This is a genomic window from Natronomonas sp., assembly GCF_046710025.1.
GTDB lineage: Archaea > Halobacteriota > Halobacteria > Halobacteriales > Haloarculaceae > Natronomonas.
Map to the genome: position 1 here is coordinate 1 of NZ_JBKEGK010000001.1, position 15,153 is coordinate 15,153.

The 15,153-nt window shown below is 63.4% G+C and carries 14 protein-coding genes; 8 read left to right on the top strand and 6 right to left on the bottom strand.

Annotation, left to right across the window (positions count from 1 at the left end):
- Window positions 1-133 precede the first annotated feature (133 nt).
- Window positions 134-751, bottom strand: a complete 618-nt coding sequence (gene engB / locus ACI944_RS00005) for a GTP-binding protein EngB (RefSeq protein WP_411717005.1) — start codon at window positions 749-751, stop codon at window positions 134-136.
- A 231-nt stretch (window positions 752-982) separates the two neighbouring features.
- On the opposite strand from engB, the gene ACI944_RS00010 reads away from it, so the two are divergent.
- Both ACI944_RS00010 and ACI944_RS00015 read left to right on the top strand, forming a co-directional pair.
- Window positions 983-2,284 (top strand): TIGR00341 family protein, encoded by a 1,302-nt coding sequence (locus tag ACI944_RS00010; RefSeq protein ID WP_411717006.1) that lies wholly within the window; start codon window positions 983-985, stop codon window positions 2,282-2,284.
- A gap of 86 nt (window positions 2,285-2,370) precedes the next feature.
- Window positions 2,371-3,117: an SIMPL domain-containing protein gene (locus ACI944_RS00015; protein WP_411717007.1), complete on the top strand. Its 747-nt coding sequence runs from the start codon at window positions 2,371-2,373 to the stop codon at window positions 3,115-3,117.
- Between the two features lie 49 nt (window positions 3,118-3,166).
- Here ACI944_RS00015 and ACI944_RS00020 read toward each other — a convergent pair whose 3' ends face one another.
- Window positions 3,167-4,144 carry an NOG1 family protein gene (locus ACI944_RS00020; protein WP_411717008.1) on the bottom strand — a complete coding sequence of 326 codons (978 nt, stop codon included), beginning with the start codon at window positions 4,142-4,144 and terminating at the stop codon, window positions 3,167-3,169.
- Between the two features lie 68 nt (window positions 4,145-4,212).
- Window positions 4,213-4,740 (bottom strand): Holliday junction resolvase Hjc, encoded by a 528-nt coding sequence (gene hjc / locus ACI944_RS00025; protein WP_411717009.1) that lies wholly within the window; start codon window positions 4,738-4,740, stop codon window positions 4,213-4,215.
- 86 nt (window positions 4,741-4,826) lie between these two features.
- Here hjc and ACI944_RS00030 point away from each other — a divergent pair, with 86 nt between their 5' ends.
- Complete coding sequence (locus ACI944_RS00030; protein WP_411717010.1) at window positions 4,827-5,291, top strand: nucleoside deaminase; 465 nt, start codon at window positions 4,827-4,829, stop codon at window positions 5,289-5,291.
- Window positions 5,292-5,383: 92 nt separating this feature from the next.
- On the opposite strand, the gene ACI944_RS00035 is transcribed toward ACI944_RS00030, so the two are convergent.
- The 3 genes from ACI944_RS00035 to ACI944_RS00045 form a co-directional block, all read right to left on the bottom strand.
- Window positions 5,384-6,160, bottom strand: a complete 777-nt coding sequence (locus tag ACI944_RS00035) for a formate/nitrite transporter family protein (RefSeq protein WP_411717046.1) — start codon at window positions 6,158-6,160, stop codon at window positions 5,384-5,386.
- Window positions 6,161-6,311: 151 nt separating this feature from the next.
- Window positions 6,312-8,150 (bottom strand): ribosome biogenesis/translation initiation ATPase RLI, encoded by a 1,839-nt coding sequence (locus ACI944_RS00040; RefSeq protein ID WP_411717011.1) that lies wholly within the window; start codon window positions 8,148-8,150, stop codon window positions 6,312-6,314.
- Window positions 8,150-8,467, bottom strand: coding sequence for a hypothetical protein (locus ACI944_RS00045; protein WP_411717012.1), 318 nt, complete (start codon window positions 8,465-8,467; stop codon window positions 8,150-8,152). The genes ACI944_RS00040 and ACI944_RS00045 overlap by 1 nt, the downstream gene beginning before the upstream one ends.
- A gap of 142 nt (window positions 8,468-8,609) precedes the next feature.
- Between ACI944_RS00045 and ACI944_RS00050 the strand changes: the two genes are divergently transcribed.
- The 5 genes from ACI944_RS00050 to pstB all read left to right on the top strand — a co-directional run bounded on the left by ACI944_RS00050 (window position 8,610) and on the right by pstB (window position 15,073).
- Window positions 8,610-8,891 carry a helix-turn-helix transcriptional regulator gene (locus ACI944_RS00050; protein WP_411717013.1) on the top strand — a complete coding sequence of 94 codons (282 nt, stop codon included), beginning with the start codon at window positions 8,610-8,612 and terminating at the stop codon, window positions 8,889-8,891.
- A 1,347-nt stretch (window positions 8,892-10,238) separates the two neighbouring features.
- Window positions 10,239-11,411: a substrate-binding domain-containing protein gene (locus ACI944_RS00055; protein WP_411717014.1), complete on the top strand. Its 1,173-nt coding sequence runs from the start codon at window positions 10,239-10,241 to the stop codon at window positions 11,409-11,411.
- Window positions 11,412-11,454: 43 nt separating this feature from the next.
- Complete coding sequence (pstC, locus tag ACI944_RS00060; RefSeq protein WP_411717015.1) at window positions 11,455-12,591, top strand: phosphate ABC transporter permease subunit PstC; 1,137 nt, start codon at window positions 11,455-11,457, stop codon at window positions 12,589-12,591.
- Entirely contained in the window at window positions 12,588-14,156 is a 1,569-nt protein-coding gene (gene pstA, locus ACI944_RS00065; protein WP_411717016.1) for a phosphate ABC transporter permease PstA, read from the top strand. Before pstC ends, pstA begins: the two co-directional genes overlap by 4 nt.
- A complete protein-coding gene (gene pstB / locus ACI944_RS00070; RefSeq protein WP_411717017.1) occupies window positions 14,153-15,073 on the top strand; it encodes a phosphate ABC transporter ATP-binding protein PstB in 921 nt (306 codons plus the stop codon). The genes pstA and pstB overlap by 4 nt, the downstream gene beginning before the upstream one ends.
- The last annotated feature ends 80 nt before the right edge of the window (window positions 15,074-15,153 follow it).

Here is a 15,153-nt window from a genome sequence, read left to right on the forward strand (position 1 = left end):
CCGGCAGTTCGACGACTATCGGCGGCTTCGCGAGCGGCTTTACCGCGAGGTCGCGGATCGACGCGACGTGTTGGGGCTTTTCGTCTCGAAGGACCGCCTCGACGATTAGCGGAGCGGGAACGCTCGAGGGGGCTCAAAAGAACTTGAACAGGTCGTCGCGGCCGGCCTCGTGGAGATGGTGTCTGACGGCCTGGTTGAACGGTTCGATCGATCCCCGTTTCGCCGAGATCGGCGCGAGAATCTCGTCGAACTGCTTCCAGGGCGGGTAGAGGCCGAGCCGTTCGGCCAGCGCGTCCAGGCGCTCGTCGCGGTCGTCGACCTTGTCCATCTTGTTGACCGCGACGACGACGGGGACGCCGAGTTCCTGGAAGAAGCCAAACAACTCCACGTCGTGCGGGATTTCGTCGGGTCCCGAGTGGCGGTCGATGATGTCGACGGCAGCCTTCCCGTCGACGACTAGAACGCCGACGAGGATCTTTTCGGCGTTGGTTTCGACGTAGCGGACCACATCGGTTTTGATCCGCTCGCGGACATCATCGGGGACGCCGGACATAAATCCGAACCCCGGGAGATCGGTGATCACGAAGTCCTCAGCGGCCCAGTCGTAGTGGTTCGGCTGCGTCGTGACGCCGGGGCTGCCGCCGGTGTCGAAGCTGTGGCCCGTAATCTCGCGCATCAGCGTCGACTTCCCGACGTTTGATCGCCCGACGAGGACGACCTCCGCGTCGCGGTTCGGACGCGTCTCGAACATGGGAGCGATTGGCCGGTGTCAGGTATAAGCCGCCCGGTCGGCGGGACGGCGCTCCCCGAGGCGTACGAGCGACTTGGGCCCCGTCTCGAAGCATCGAGAAGGCGCTTGAACCGCGCATCCTCGAGTGTGATTGAGAGGGCCGGGGAGCGAGCGCCCGGGAGCGTAACCGTTGTATCGGGCGGTCGCCCCCCGATAGTGGGGTTTATAAACACGGATGGCGAGGCTCCCGGCGTGCGACTCGTTCAGGTAACGATCCCGACCGGGAAACGCGAGACCGTACTCTCGATCCTCGACGAGGAGGGGATCGACTACGTCGTCACCGACGAGTCAAGCGGCCGGGAGTACACCGCGGTCGCGTACTTTCCGCTGCCGACGAACGCCGTCGAGCCAATCTTGGAGACGTTGCGGGAGGCCGGACTCGAACGGGAGGCCTACACCGTCGTCCTGAAAACCGAGACGGTCGAATCGGAGCGCTTCGAAGCGCTCACCGAACGCTACGCCGAGACGGAACAGAGCGAGGAGCGCATCGCCAGACAGGAACTCGAAGCGCGAGCGGGGGAACTCGCCTCCGCATTGCCGACGTACGTGACCATGACGGTCGTCTCGGCGGTGATCGCGACTGCCGGCCTCCTCCTCGATTCGCCCGCAACCGTTGTCGGGTCGATGGTCATCGCGCCGCTCATCGGCCCCGCAATGGCGGCGGCCGTCGGCAGCGTCATCGACGATGCCGAGTTGTTCCGGCGAGGCGTAAGCCTTCAGTTACTCGGCGTTGGCCTCGCTGTCGCCTCGGCGACGCTGTTTGCGGCGTTCGTCCAGGTGGCGAACCTCGTTCCACCGGGACTCGACCCGATCTCGCTGTCGGAGGTCGAAGAGCGACTCGCCCCCAGTGTTCTCTCGTTGGCCGTCGCCCTCGGCGCCGGGGTTGCCGGAGCGGTGAGCCTGACGACGGGCGTGTCGACCGCACTCGTCGGCGTCATGATCGCCGTTGCGTTGATCCCACCGGCCGCGACGGTCGGGATCGGGATCGCATACGGGGAACCGGCCCTGGCGGTCGGTTCGGCGGTCCTCGTCGCGGTCAACGTCCTCTCGATCAACCTCGCGGCGCTCGTCGTCCTGTGGTACAGCGGCTACCGTCCCGAGCAGTTTTTCCATCACGATCAGGCGCGTATCGCGACGCTGAAACGCGCCGCCACCCTCGTCGCAGCCATCGCGTTGCTCTCGGTGTTTCTCGGTGGTGTCACGTACGATTCCTACCAGGCGGCGGAAACCGAACAGGATATCAGAGAGGGCGTGACGACGGAACTCGAGGACCCGGCGTACTCGGGGTACGAACTCGTCGACCTCGAAATCGAGACGGAGACCGAGCGTCTCCTCTTTCATCGGCCCACGACGGTCGTCGGCACGGTCGGGGCCCCGCCCGACGCGACGCGTGGCGGGCTGGCCGAGGGGATCCAAACGCGGCTCGCCGCGGAGCACGGGATCGAAGTGGACGTCCGGATACTCTACGTCGAGATCGAACGAAGCGGCGATTGATCCCTACTGTCGGCCCAACGATGATAGGTCAAACGGCTCTTTGATATTCCGGCGAGTATAGTAACGCGCCCGGCGTCGGGCCGAGTATGCGACGTGAAGGACTCGCAGTAGTGATAATCCTCGTTTCCCTGTTGGCGATGACGCTCGTTGGCGTTGCGGTCGTCTCGCCGATCGGCGCACAGACACCCGAGGCCGCCGCCGACCGGACCGTTTCGATCGACGCGACTGGGGGCGCATCGGCGCCGCCGGACCGGGCTATCGTTCGGGTCCGAGCCGTCGCTGAGGGCGACGATCCGGGCGCGGTTCGAGACGAACTCGCGGCCGAAGCCGAGGCGCTCCGGTCAAACTTCGAGGGGATCGGTCTCTCGGCCGAGGACTACGAGACGAGCGAGTACCGGGTTCGCTCGCCACGGGTCCACCCGCGGGAGGAGGAGACTGTACCGGCGTTCCGGGGTGTGCACAGCTTCGAGGTGACGCTTGAGGACCCCGACAGCGTGGGCGAGGTCGTCGACGCGGCCGCCGACGCCAACGTCGAGGTTGAGAGCATCGAGTTCACGCTCTCAGATGTCGTCCGGACCGACCTCCGCGAGGAAGCGATCGCAAACGCGATGAGTGACGCACGCGCGCAGGCCGACGCTATCGCAAGCAACGGTGACCTCCACGTGACGAGCGTCGCAAGCGTCGACGCGACGCAACGAAACTTCAGCCCGGTGCGCTACGAGGCGGAGGCGATGGCGACGCCAGCGCCCGAACCGGCCCAAACGAGCGTCGAAACCGGCGACGTCTCCGTGGAGTACGCGGTCGAAGTGACGTACAATGCGACGGCGGGCTGATCTGGAGGCGACGACGCGGTGGGTCTGCCTGCGCGGCCGCAATCGACCGTCACTCGTCGAACGGCAGCTCTAGTTCGTAGCCGACGGCCTCGACAGCCGCGTCGAGGGTCGCCTCGACGCCCTCGCCGGTTTCGACGCTCATGTAGTGGTCGGCGTCGGCATCGGTCGAACGGTCGGCCTTGTTACAGACGACGAGGACCGGCACCTCGAACGTCGACTCGACATCGTCGAGCAACTCGAGTTGGTCGTCGAGCGGATAGCCGCATTCGCCACTGGCGTCGAGCATGAAGAGAACGGCGTCGGCCAGATGTGTCAGCGCTGAAACGGCCTGGGACTCGATCGCGTTTCGGTCCTCCGCGGGCCGATCGAGCAGGCCGGGCGTGTCGACCAGTTGATACCGGATGTGGTCGCGTTCGAAGTGGCCGACGTTGAGATTCGTGGTGGTGTAGGGGTAGGCGGCCGTCTCGTTTTTCGCGTTCGTCACGCGGTTGACGAACGAGGACTTGCCGACGTTTGGGTAGCCGGCGACGACGATCGCGGGGTCGTCGGCGCGGATGTCGGGCAGCGTTTTCAGTGCGTCGCGGGCCGCACCGATCGCGAGGAGGTCCTCCTCGACCTGCTCGGTGATGTCGGCGAGGCGGGCGAACGCTTGCTTGCGGAATTTGCGCGCGGTGTCGGTGTCGGAGTTTCTGATCCGACCGTGGTACTCTCGTTTTATTTCGTCCGTCCGCCGGGAGGCCCACATTACCTCCGAGAGGTGCTGTCTGAGCCGGTCGACGCCCTCAACGTCGGTGTCGGCGAGCGTCGCGTCGGCGAGTTCATAATAAAAGCGGTCGACGAGATCGAAGTCCGGCCACGAGGTGACGACGTTGCCGAGGTTGTCCGAGAGGATGTTCGCGGCCGTCTGCAGCATCGACTCTTGGGCCTCCTTGCCCGACTTCGCCCGCCCCGCGCGCGCCGCCCGAGAGAACGCCTTGTCGACCAACTCCTCCGACCGGGGCGTCGTCGGAAGATGTTCGAAGTGCATACCCCCGTTTGTGCGCCGTCACGTATAAGCGGCGTGTCTCCCGCCGAGAGCGAGCCTGTGGCCCGAACTCACAACATCTCGACGGCGTCGTCGACGGAGATGTCGCCACGTTTGAGCGCGCCGAGTATCTCGCGGGTGTCCTCGTCCCCATCGTCCTCGTCGTCATCGGCGGCGATCTCGTCCAAGGTCACCTTCTCCGAGTCGCCGGTGAACTCCGCGAAGTCGGTCCCGTCGGCGAGGGCGGTTCCCTTTTTAACCCGGTAGTTGCCGCCAGGGGTTTCATACAGATCGCCAGGGTGAAAAAAGTACCAGTCCTCGCGATCGAAGCGGACGCCGACGCGGGGTTTCGCACCGAAGTTCCGCGCGAAGTAGACGAGCGCCTCGATCTCTTCGCCGGAAAGGTAAATCGGGTCGCCGGCGGAGGATTTCGCCTCGATCGCGTAGAACGTCCCGCCGTCGCCGGCGAGCACGTCCGGGAGTTCGCGCTCGGTTGCGCTGCCGGAGGCCGGCGCGCGCATCACCGCGAAACCGGCCTCGTCGAGCGCCGTGACGAGTTCGCGCTCGCGGCGGTCGCCCTTCGCGTTCGAGTTCGCCATTGACGGCTCTGGGGGATGGAGTAATTTAAAAAGGGCGGTCGCCGGCGGCTGCGATATTTATTATTCCGCCGGCCCGTACGAGGGATATGTCCGACCCCGGATTCGACGCGTTCGATCACGAGGCTCACATGCGGCGGGCGTTCGATCTCGCCCGCGAGGCCGCCGATCGCGGCGACGAACCGTTCGGCAGCGTCCTCGTTCGCGGCGACTCGGTCGCCATGGCCGATTCGAACCGCATCGTCACCGAAGACGACGTCCGCCGTCACCCGGAACTTCACCTCACCTACCGGGCCTGTCGGGAGAACTCGCCGGCCGAACGCGCCGCGACGGTCATGTACACGAGCACCGAGCCGTGCCCGATGTGCGCCGGTGGGATGGCCCGGGCCGGCTTCGGGCGGGTCGTCTACAGCGTTGGCGGCGACGAGATAGCCGAATTCACCGGCCGGGGACCGTCGGTCCGATCGGCCGAGATCCTCGATGGGGTCACGGAGGTCGTCGGACCCGTGCTGAACGCGGAGGGGCGGGCGGTCCACGAGGCGTACGGCTGGTAGCTTCCACGGTATCGCTCGCAGAACACGGCGTAGTATGCGAAGAGGAGTGTCAGGGGCGTTGAAAATACTGGGTACGAAGACGGGTACAGGTGTTATTTCGCGCCGCGAACGACGTGGCCGTACTTCAGCACCGCCACGAATATCGCCCCGCCGACGGCGTTACCGGCTGTGGCCAGCACCTGGAACACGATATAATCGTTCAGCGTCACAGCCGAGGAGGTAAAGAGGCCAAAAAGGACCTCGACGTTTCCGGCGATAGAGTGGGGAAGATGGAGGATCCCGATCGTCGCGGCCACGAGCCAAATGATGACTATTCGGCTTATCGTCTCCTGGGCGGCGGTGATCAGCCAGGCCATCAGTCCCATCAGCCAGCCGGCGAAGATGCCGGCGACGAGCAGCCAGGAGGGCTCATGGCTGACGAGTTTGTTCGCGATCGTTCCGAACGCCTCCGGCGAGACCACCCCGAGCCCGGGCATGAGCAACACCGCCAGAAAGGTGAAGACGGCCCCGCCGATGAGGTTGCCCGCGTAGACGAGCCCCCACAGTCGTCCCAACTGTCCGAGAGACGCCTGCCGATCGAGCACCGGAATCACTGCGAGGGTAGTGTGTTCGGTGAACAGTTCCGATCGGCCGAGGATGACGAGTATGAATCCGACGGCGTACGCGCTCGCCAGAAGAAGCTCTGTCGAGAGGTCTCCGAAGGTTCCGCCCGACAGCGTCAACAGGACCGCCATGAGGAGCGGCCCGAAGCCGATATCGAGTCCGGCTGAAACCCCCGAAAGCAACAATCCGGATCGTTCCCGCCTCATCTCGTGTAGCCCGTCCTCAATCAGCGAATCCAGCACCGCCGCTGAGGGCATCTGTTGCATGTGGGCCAACACCCCTTGCTCCTCGGCTTCGAGACGATCCTCCTGTGCCATGAGTCTCGTTTATATTTTCACCCAAATAAGTGAGGCGACTCCGGGCTACGTGTTTTATTGCCCGATCGTGAGGCTCAGAACCCACGCGTTGAAGCGACGCTCAGTTCGCGTCCGTCGGCGCGTAGTAGTACTCGCCGGCCCTTTTTTGCTCGCGGTCCTTCTGGGAGCCGGGCTTGTTGATCCGCGGTCGACCCGTCCGCTCGTCGCGGCGGAAGGTCACGTCGAGATTCGAGAGGAACGTGTTCATTCCTTCGCGCATCCCGACCGGCCGGCCGGCGTGGCCGCGCTCGGCGGGCGTTCCCTCGAAGACCTGCAGGCGATCCGAAAGCAGATCGATCATGTAGATGTCGTGGTCGATTACCATCGCCGTCTTGTCGTGGGTCTCAGTGTAACGACGGATAGCCCGCGTCGCGAGGACGCGCTGTTCGACGTCGAGGTGGGCGGAGGGCTCGTCAAGCAGGTAGAGGTCGGCCTCCTCGGAGAGACACGCGGCGATGGCGACGCGCTGGCGCTCGCCACCAGAGAGGTCCGTGAGCTGTTGCTCCATGATCCGATCGAGTTGGAGCGGCCCCGCGATCTCGGTGTTCCAGTAGGAGGTCCCGAAGTCGTCGGTGATCGAGGCTAGGAAGGCGTCGACCCGCATCGGCTGGTCGATCTCGACGTACTGCGGTTTGTACGAGATGTCGAGGGCGGCGTCGAAGCTCCCTTCGTCGGGGTCTAAGCGTCCGGCGAGCAGTTTTGCGAACGTCGACTTGCCGATCCCGTTGGGACCGACGATGCCGAGCACCTCGTTGTGTCTGATCTCGCCGGCATCGATCTCGAGGGCGAACTCGCCCTCGCCGTAGGATTTCCGCATTTCGGGGTACTCGACGAGCGTCTCGCCGTAGCCCTCGACGCGGGGGGCGTGTTCCTCGAACTCGATGGCCTCCGGGCGGATCCGCATATTCTCGTTCTCGAGGTAGCCTCCGAGGTACTGATTTATACCGCCCTTCGTCGATTTCGGCGGCGTGACGACGCCGAAGACACCGGGTTCGCCGTAGGCGACGTGGAGCGCGTCGGCGAGCAGGTCCAACACCGCGAGGTCGTGTTCGACCACGAGCATCGAGCGATCGTCGGCCGACAGTTCCTGGATAAGCCGCGCCGCAGTCACACGTTGGCCAATGTCGAGATACGGCGTGATCTCGTCAAGGAAATAGAAGTCGGCGTCACGCACCAGCGTCGCCGCGAGGGCGACGCGCTGGAGTTCGCCGCCTGAGAGCGTATCGATCGGCTGATCGACGACGGAGGCGATCCCGAGACGCTCGGTGAGGTCGTCGGCGACGCCGCGCTCGTCGACGCTCGCGAGCAACTCGCTCGTCTTTCCGTCGAACGTGTCCGGAATCTTATCAACGTATTGTGGCTTTCGGGCGACTGTCACCTCGTTTTCTTGGAGATCTTTGAGGTATCCCTGCAGCGCCGTGCCCCGGTAGGCTTCGAGCACCCGGTCCCAGTCCGGGTCGGCCTCGAAGTCGCCGAGGTTCGGCGTGATCTCGTCGGCGAGGATGTGGACGGCGGTCGTCTTCCCGATCCCGTTGGGGCCGAGAATCCCGGTGACGCGGCCGTCTTCAGGCGCTGGTAGCCCATACAGCGCGAAGCTGTTCTCGCCGTAGCGGTGGGTCGGGTCGTCGTCGAGTTCCTGCGGGAGGTTGATGATCTCGATCGCATCGAAGGGACACTTTTCGACGCAGATGCCACAGGTCTCGCCGAGACACAGCTCCTCGGAGATCGAGATCTGATCGGAGCCGCCGGCGTAGTGCTCGCCCTCGTCGTGGCGTTCTTCGCGGGTGACGATACACTCCTCGCCGGTCCGGTTTGGCGGGCAGAAGTTCGCACACTCGTAGTTACACCGGTCGGGCTGGCAGCGATCTAAGTCCACGACGGCGATGCTGTCGTCGGCCATCAGAGGCCAGCCCCGGTTGTGAGCAGGATTCCCCAGCAAACGAACCAGAGCGAAAACGTCATGAAGACGACGTAGAGGTAATCCTTCGCCCCGAAGTCGTCGGTGTCGAGCTCGATTCCGGCTTTTTCGAGGAGCTGGTGGATGGGGAACTGCACGACGACGGCGCTCGCGAGGATGTAGACGCCGAGCGTATCCCCGGCCCCGTCGGCGACGGCCGACGAGACGAGGGCGGCGGCGACGCCGGCCAGACACGCGATCGCCGTGACGGTGATGCCACGGACGTGTGCGGTCCGGCGTTCGGCCGTATCAGTTGCCATACGTACTGTTGTGCCATCCGTCGTCAAAAGCGGTTCGTTCCAGCGACGCCGATGGAGTGACCGGCTTCGGCTCAGCCTCGGACCATACCTGACATGTTTGGATTAACGTTTATACCCGCGGGGGACCTTTTATATCGTAGAGATGCCTGATTCAGACGGGGAAACACTCACAGATCTTCCACCCAGCGCGAAACTCGTCTACAAAGTTCTCGAGTACAATGGCGCGATGACTCAAAAGAGCATCGTCGAGGAATCGATGTTGTCTGCTCGAACGGTCCGCTATGCGCTCGAACGGCTCGAGGACATCGAGATCGTCTCGGAGGACGTATACTTCGCTGACGCCCGTCAAAATCTTTACGAACTGACTGACACCGGCAAGGCAGCCGTCGACGGCGCCGGCGAGGCGGCCGCCTCCGACGACTAAACGGTACCCCGTCATTCGCCATTCACTCCGAACGACACCCACGACAGCGACGGGTACGGCCCGTCCGGTGCCGACTGTGTTTCGCGCACGCACTCGTGCGGTGGACCTGACTGTTCCGTCCGAGCGCCACCGGGCCATCGGAATCGCTGTGGACTCGACGCACTACCGCACCGTGTTCGAGGGGTCCAGACCGCCGAGGTACTTGCCACGCTCGAATTGTTCAGCCCAATCAGTTATACCGGCGATACGAGCAGCAATCCGCTCAAGCCCGTCGCTTGCCGGCCTGAAACGGTGGCTCGGGAGAAGCCCTCATCACAAGGGGCTCAGAGGGGGTAACTGTCGTCACCGCCACCACCGACTGTTCTCGCTTCACCGGTAAGAACCCACGCCTTTTCCGGGGCGGAATGTACGATCTCCCGAGATAGCACCGAATCGCCTCGTGGAGCGCTCCCCCGATGGTAGCGTTGGCGTGCGACACATCTTTGCTATCCTCCCACGGCTTCAGGCCTGTCTCTTACCGATACGTTCCCCGAGTCCCAAAGTGACGTTTTAGACGCTTTCGAACTTGATCTGTAGTCAGAAGATTGCGGTGAGGAGGGATTCAAGCGGTGATACCGGCGACGTGTGCGACGGTATCACTACCTACCGGCGTGGTGTCCCCAGAAAAACCCGCATCGATCGGCGAGTCTCCCAGCGACAGCACCAGCGGCTAGGTCTCACTACCTCGGCTTCCTCTCGGGCCGACTCGCCTCGTGCGTTTGACCCTCTGTCGGAAGCCCTCGCCCTCTCCCCACGGGCCGGGCCTGTTCGGACAGTCAGAAGGATCTCCGATCCCTCACGAATTGAGGCCGGAGCCCCCGGCTGAACGTTACTGAACCGGTAACAAAGAAATTATGTAGTATAAACATAAATTCAGTCTTGTTGGTCAGTAGCCACGACCAACAGCCAGCGATACAAACGAGAGGGGTGGCTTGGTGCCCTACGTCGCTCCTCTTTTGTAAGATCCCATTCTCACGGCTTCTGTACTGAATTCCGACGCAAAGATGGACGCCCCGGACTGCGTCGGCGGTCGTAAATTTCTGCTTATATGTTCGTTTTTAATACATGAGCACATAATGTATATTTATGTATATATCCGAGAGGCCCCGAATGCACTGTAACATAGCGGTCGAGATCACCCTATAGAATATATATCGCCTGGCGATACTCAATACCAAACATACCGACCGAAGCTATTCTATACCGAACTATACCGCTCAGTAACATCCTATACCAGACATATCTCCCAGGTGCGTTCCATACCCCTCATATAAATTTCTTTTAGCATTTCGTATTTGATTTCTCGTGATGTCAAGCGACGCGGAGCACCAGAGTGCGGGAGTATCACGGCGAAAATATCTGTTGACGTCAGCCGCTGCCGTCGGCGGCGTCGGCCTCGCTGGGTGTAGCAGCAGCGACACCAGTAACACCAACAGCGGCGAGGGCGGAAACGGTGATGCCGATAGCAGCACCAGTTCGGATTCCGGATCGTCGGGGCCGTCGACGGTGACCGCCGAAGGCTCGTCGACCGTGTATCCGATTTCGAATAAAGGCAGTTCCTATTGGAACTCGAACTCGCCCCCGAGCGACGGGGAGTACTGGGGATCCAACGACGAGGGGTCGGTTCCGGGCTGGGACCAGATACAGACCGATGAAAACATCGCGGACTACTTTGCGGGACTGTACGGGTTCGAAGCGACCGGCGAACGGTCGAACCCCCCCTTCGGGACGCGGGTGGCGCTGAGTCACTCCGGGACGGGGTGTGAGGCCGTCCGCGACGGGCTCGTCGATATCGGCAACTCCTCCGGGCCGATCACGGCGGAACTCGGCATTAGCGAGCAACAGCGCGATGATAACTACGTCGATCACGTCGTCGGCCGTGACGGGCAGCCCGTCTTCGTCAGTCAGGCAGTCTACGACGCCGGCGTCGAACAGCTCACCGGCGAGCAGATCCGCGGTATCTACCAGGGCGACATCGCCAACTGGAGCGAGGTCGGCGGTCCGGATCAAGAAATCTACGTCGTCGGGCGCGCAGAAGGTTCCGGAACGGATACCACGTTCCGGCTGAACATGCTCGGTGACGCCGAGGCACCGATGGATGTCGACACCCGCCTCGGGCAGAACCAGCAGGTCCAACAGGTCCTCCAGAACAACGACAATGCCATTGGGTACATGGCGCTCGCGTTCTCCGGGCCGGGGATCCAGGCGGTCGCGATCGACTTCGACGGGACAGTATTCCAGCCCGACCCCGACGCGGAGAACACCATCTTCGACGCCGAGTACCCGTTGAATCGGGACCTCCACATGTACACCCGGATCAACGAGGAGACGCCCGACGGGACGGACATGCGGGAGGCCGCCTTCCTCAACATGTTCCTGACCGACTTCGGCCAGCAGGTGTTCGTCGAGGATGTCAACTACATCACGCTGCCGACCTCCGATCTGGACGCCGAAAAGCAGAAACTCCCCGAGCAGATGTAGGCCGATCGAACGCAACTCACCTGTTTTCGACGGATGATACACAATGGATTCATTCACTGATACAGAGGTCGGCGGTTGGGAGGCCCGTGCGGAACGATACTCGGGCCGCGTTCGGACGTTCATCACCGAGACGGATCCGGGTGCGCTGGCCGTCGTCGCTCTATCTATGGGGTCGTTATTGCTCGCTTTCGCCGGATTCCTGTCGGCGTCACCCCTGGCTGCGGTGCCGTTCGGCGTGTTCGTCCTCTCGACCGGGTACGGGTGGGTGCGGCACCAGGCACTCATCGCTCGCGCAGTCACCTTCGCCATGACGACGGTGACACTCGTCACACTCGGATTGATCATCGCCTTCATTTTCGTCGAATCGGCCGCCGCCTTCCGGTACGAGAGCGTGACCGTCTTCGGCGTCTCAGTTCCGGGGCTGGGGATGTTCGTTCAGACGCGGTGGGACGCGGTTTCGGATCCGGTTCGATATTCGTTGGTGCCGATGATCCACGGCACGGCGATGGTGACCGCCATCGCGACGCTGGTCGCGGCACCGCTCGGTGTCGCCGCCGCGCTCTTCATTTCCGAGATCGCCCCGCCGGCCGTTCGCGAGGCCGTCAAGCCCGGGATCGAGGTTTTGGCGGGAATCCCTTCGATCGTGTACGGCTTCATCGGATTCACCATCATCAACCCGTGGGCAGGCGAGGAATTCGCCCTGAACGGCGGCTCGACATACCTGTTCGTCGGGATCGTCGTGGGGCTCATGGCACTGCCGACGGTCGTCTCGGTCGCGGAGGACGCGCTCACGAGCGTTCCGGATTCCATGAAGGACGGGTCGCTCGCTCTTGGGGCGACGGAGTGGCAATCGATGACGTCAATCACGCTGCCTGCGGCCTTCTCCGGTGTTTCGGCGGCCGTGTTGCTCGGCGTCGGCCGGGCCATCGGCGAGACGATGGCCGCGACCGTCATGTTGGCTGGCGTGCAAAAGATCCCTGAACCAATAACTAACGTGTTCTATGGCTACGAGACGCTCACGTCCCTGATCGCCGCCAATTACGGGAACGCGAGCGGCACCCAAGAGAGCGCGCTGTTCGCGGCTGGCGTCGTCCTGTTCGTGACTGTGCTGTCTCTCAGCGTCGCCTCGCAGTACATTGAGGCGCGCATGCGCCAGCGTCTCGGAGGTGAGCGAACGTGAGTCGCGCGACCCAGAACGCGCTCGTCCGCGAGGACCGCGGCGGGTACGAGGCAGTCGCCGCGTCCGCGGTCGGGCTCTCCGGGGTGGTTTTCGCCGTCGGTTTGGCCACGCTCGTCGATATCGTCTCGATCACGACTCCCGTCGGAAACGGCACGCTGTCTGTGGCTCTCGGTGCGGCACTTCTGGGACTCGGTCTGGGAACCAGCGGGTTGGGCCTCGCATCGCGGCTCGGCTACGTCGATGCCAGCCCTCAGCCGAGTGCGGGTGTCGTCGCTGCGACCGCGTTCGCCGGCGTCTGGTTCGTTATCGGCGCATTCGCCGCACAGGAAGCGGGCCTTGGAACGCCGGGGTGGCTGGCGATCGGATTCGTCTCGGGTGCTGCCGCGTTCTTGCTGACGGCGCTCCGGCGGGAGGACGTCGGATCGACGCTCCCGGCCGGGAGCGTCGCCGTCCTCTTTGGAGTGGCGCTCGTGACCGGATTCGCGGGACCGGGGTGGGAGCGCGTTCTCGTCGGGTACAACGCGACGCTATTCGGGGACACGGTCATCCCGGTTGTCACGATGGTCGCGTCGCTGCTGACCGGATGGGCGGCCGCGAAGTCCTACGGTGGCTTCGGTGCCCGGGGACGCAACATCGGTGCATACGTGCTGATCTATCTGATCGTCCTCTCGATTCTGGCGGTTCTCGTCGGTCTCCTCGCGTTCGTCATCATCAGGGGACTTCCCGGGCTCTTGAACGGGGTAGCTGTCGGTGGCGATCAGCTCCTCAGGTGGCCGTTCCTGACGAACGGGGCCTCGCTGCTGGCGGAGGTCCCCGGCGTGTTCCCCGCATTGATCGGGACGGTCTGGCTGGTTATCGGTGCCGTCCTCTTTGCGGTGCCGACCGGCGTCGGTGCGGCGGTGTTTCTTAGCGAGTTCGCAGAACAGGGGCGATTCACCGGAGTCGTCGAAGTCGCAACCAACGGCCTCTGGAGCACGCCCAGTATCGTCTTCGGGCTGTTCGGGGCCGCGTTCCTCATCCCCCGGTTCGGCAATCAGAAGTCACTGATCGCGGGGATGTTGACGCTCGGGTTCATGCTGTTACCGCTGGTACTCATCACGAGCCGGGAAGCCATTTTGGCAGTCCCGGACGAGTACCGTGACGCAAGTGCGGCACTCGGCGTCTCCAAGTGGGAAACGATCCGAAGCGTCGTTCTGCCGGCTGCGATCCCTGGGATCACGACCGGCATCATCCTCGGTGTCGGTCGGATCGCCGGCGAAACGGCACCGATCCTGTTGACGACTGGAGGGGGCGTCCTTCCGGGGAGATCGGCTGCTCCGAACGTGCTCGGCGGATTTCAACTGAGCGCGTCTCCGCCGTTCGTCACGAACCCCGCGCTGCTCGAGGCCACCAGCGCGCTCCCGTATCAGCTATACGCGCTCATCACGGCCGGGCTGAGCGGGAACATCGAGGATCCCCAGCAGTTCGCGTGGGGGCTGGCACTGACCTTGCTGCTCGTCGTGTTGCTGTTCTACGCGGGCGGCATCGCGACGCGGTACTACTTCAGGAAGAAGCTCCACCAATGAGTCAGATAGATCCGGAAAACGCTGCCGAGCAGGAGAACCGAGCCAACGACCAGTCGGTCTCGACGACCGACGGCGAGACGGTCGAGGAAACGCGCCCGGAGTGGACAGAGCACGACACCGACGCCGAAACGAAACTCGCTGTCGAGGGGTTGGACGTTTACTACAACGACGACCGCGCACTGAATAACGTCTCGATGGACATCCCCGAACGGAGCGTAACTGCGCTCATCGGCCCGTCAGGCTGCGGTAAATCGACGTTTTTGCGGTGTCTAAACCGCATGAACGATCGTATCCGGAGCGCCACCGTCGATGGAACCGTCGAGCTTGACGGGACGGACATCTACGACGGCGGTGTCGACCTCGTCGAGTTGCGCAAGCGCGTGGGTATGGTGTTCCAGAGTCCCAACCCGTTTCCGAAGTCGATTCGCGACAACGTCTCCTACGGCCCGCGAAAACACGGCGATATCGAGACGGGGGTGCTCTCGCGGTTGACGGGGCGTGACGGGTCCGAACGCGAAGCGGAGCTCGTCGAGCGGTCGTTGAAGCAAGCCGCACTCTGGAGCGAGGTCAGAGATCGACTGTCCGACAATGCCCTCGGACTGTCCGGCGGCCAACAACAGCGGCTGTGTATCGCACGATGCCTGGCGGTCGACCCGGAGGTCATCCTGATGGACGAGCCGGCGTCGGCACTCGACCCGATCGCCACCTCGAAGATCGAGGACCTCATTGCGGAACTCTCCGAGGAGTACACGGTCGTGATAGTCACGCACAGCATGCAACAGGCCGCCCGCGTCTCCGATCAGACCGCAGTCTTCCTCACCGGCGGTGAGCTCGTCGAATACGACGACACGGAGCGGATCTTTGAGAACCCCGAGAGCCAGCGGGTCGCGGACTACATCAGCGGCAAGTTCGGGTAAAGATCACCGCGAGGAGTCGTCTCCGCACCGGTCTCCCGCGTCGTGCCGGTGTCAAATCACGGGATGCCGGTCGTCGGTTC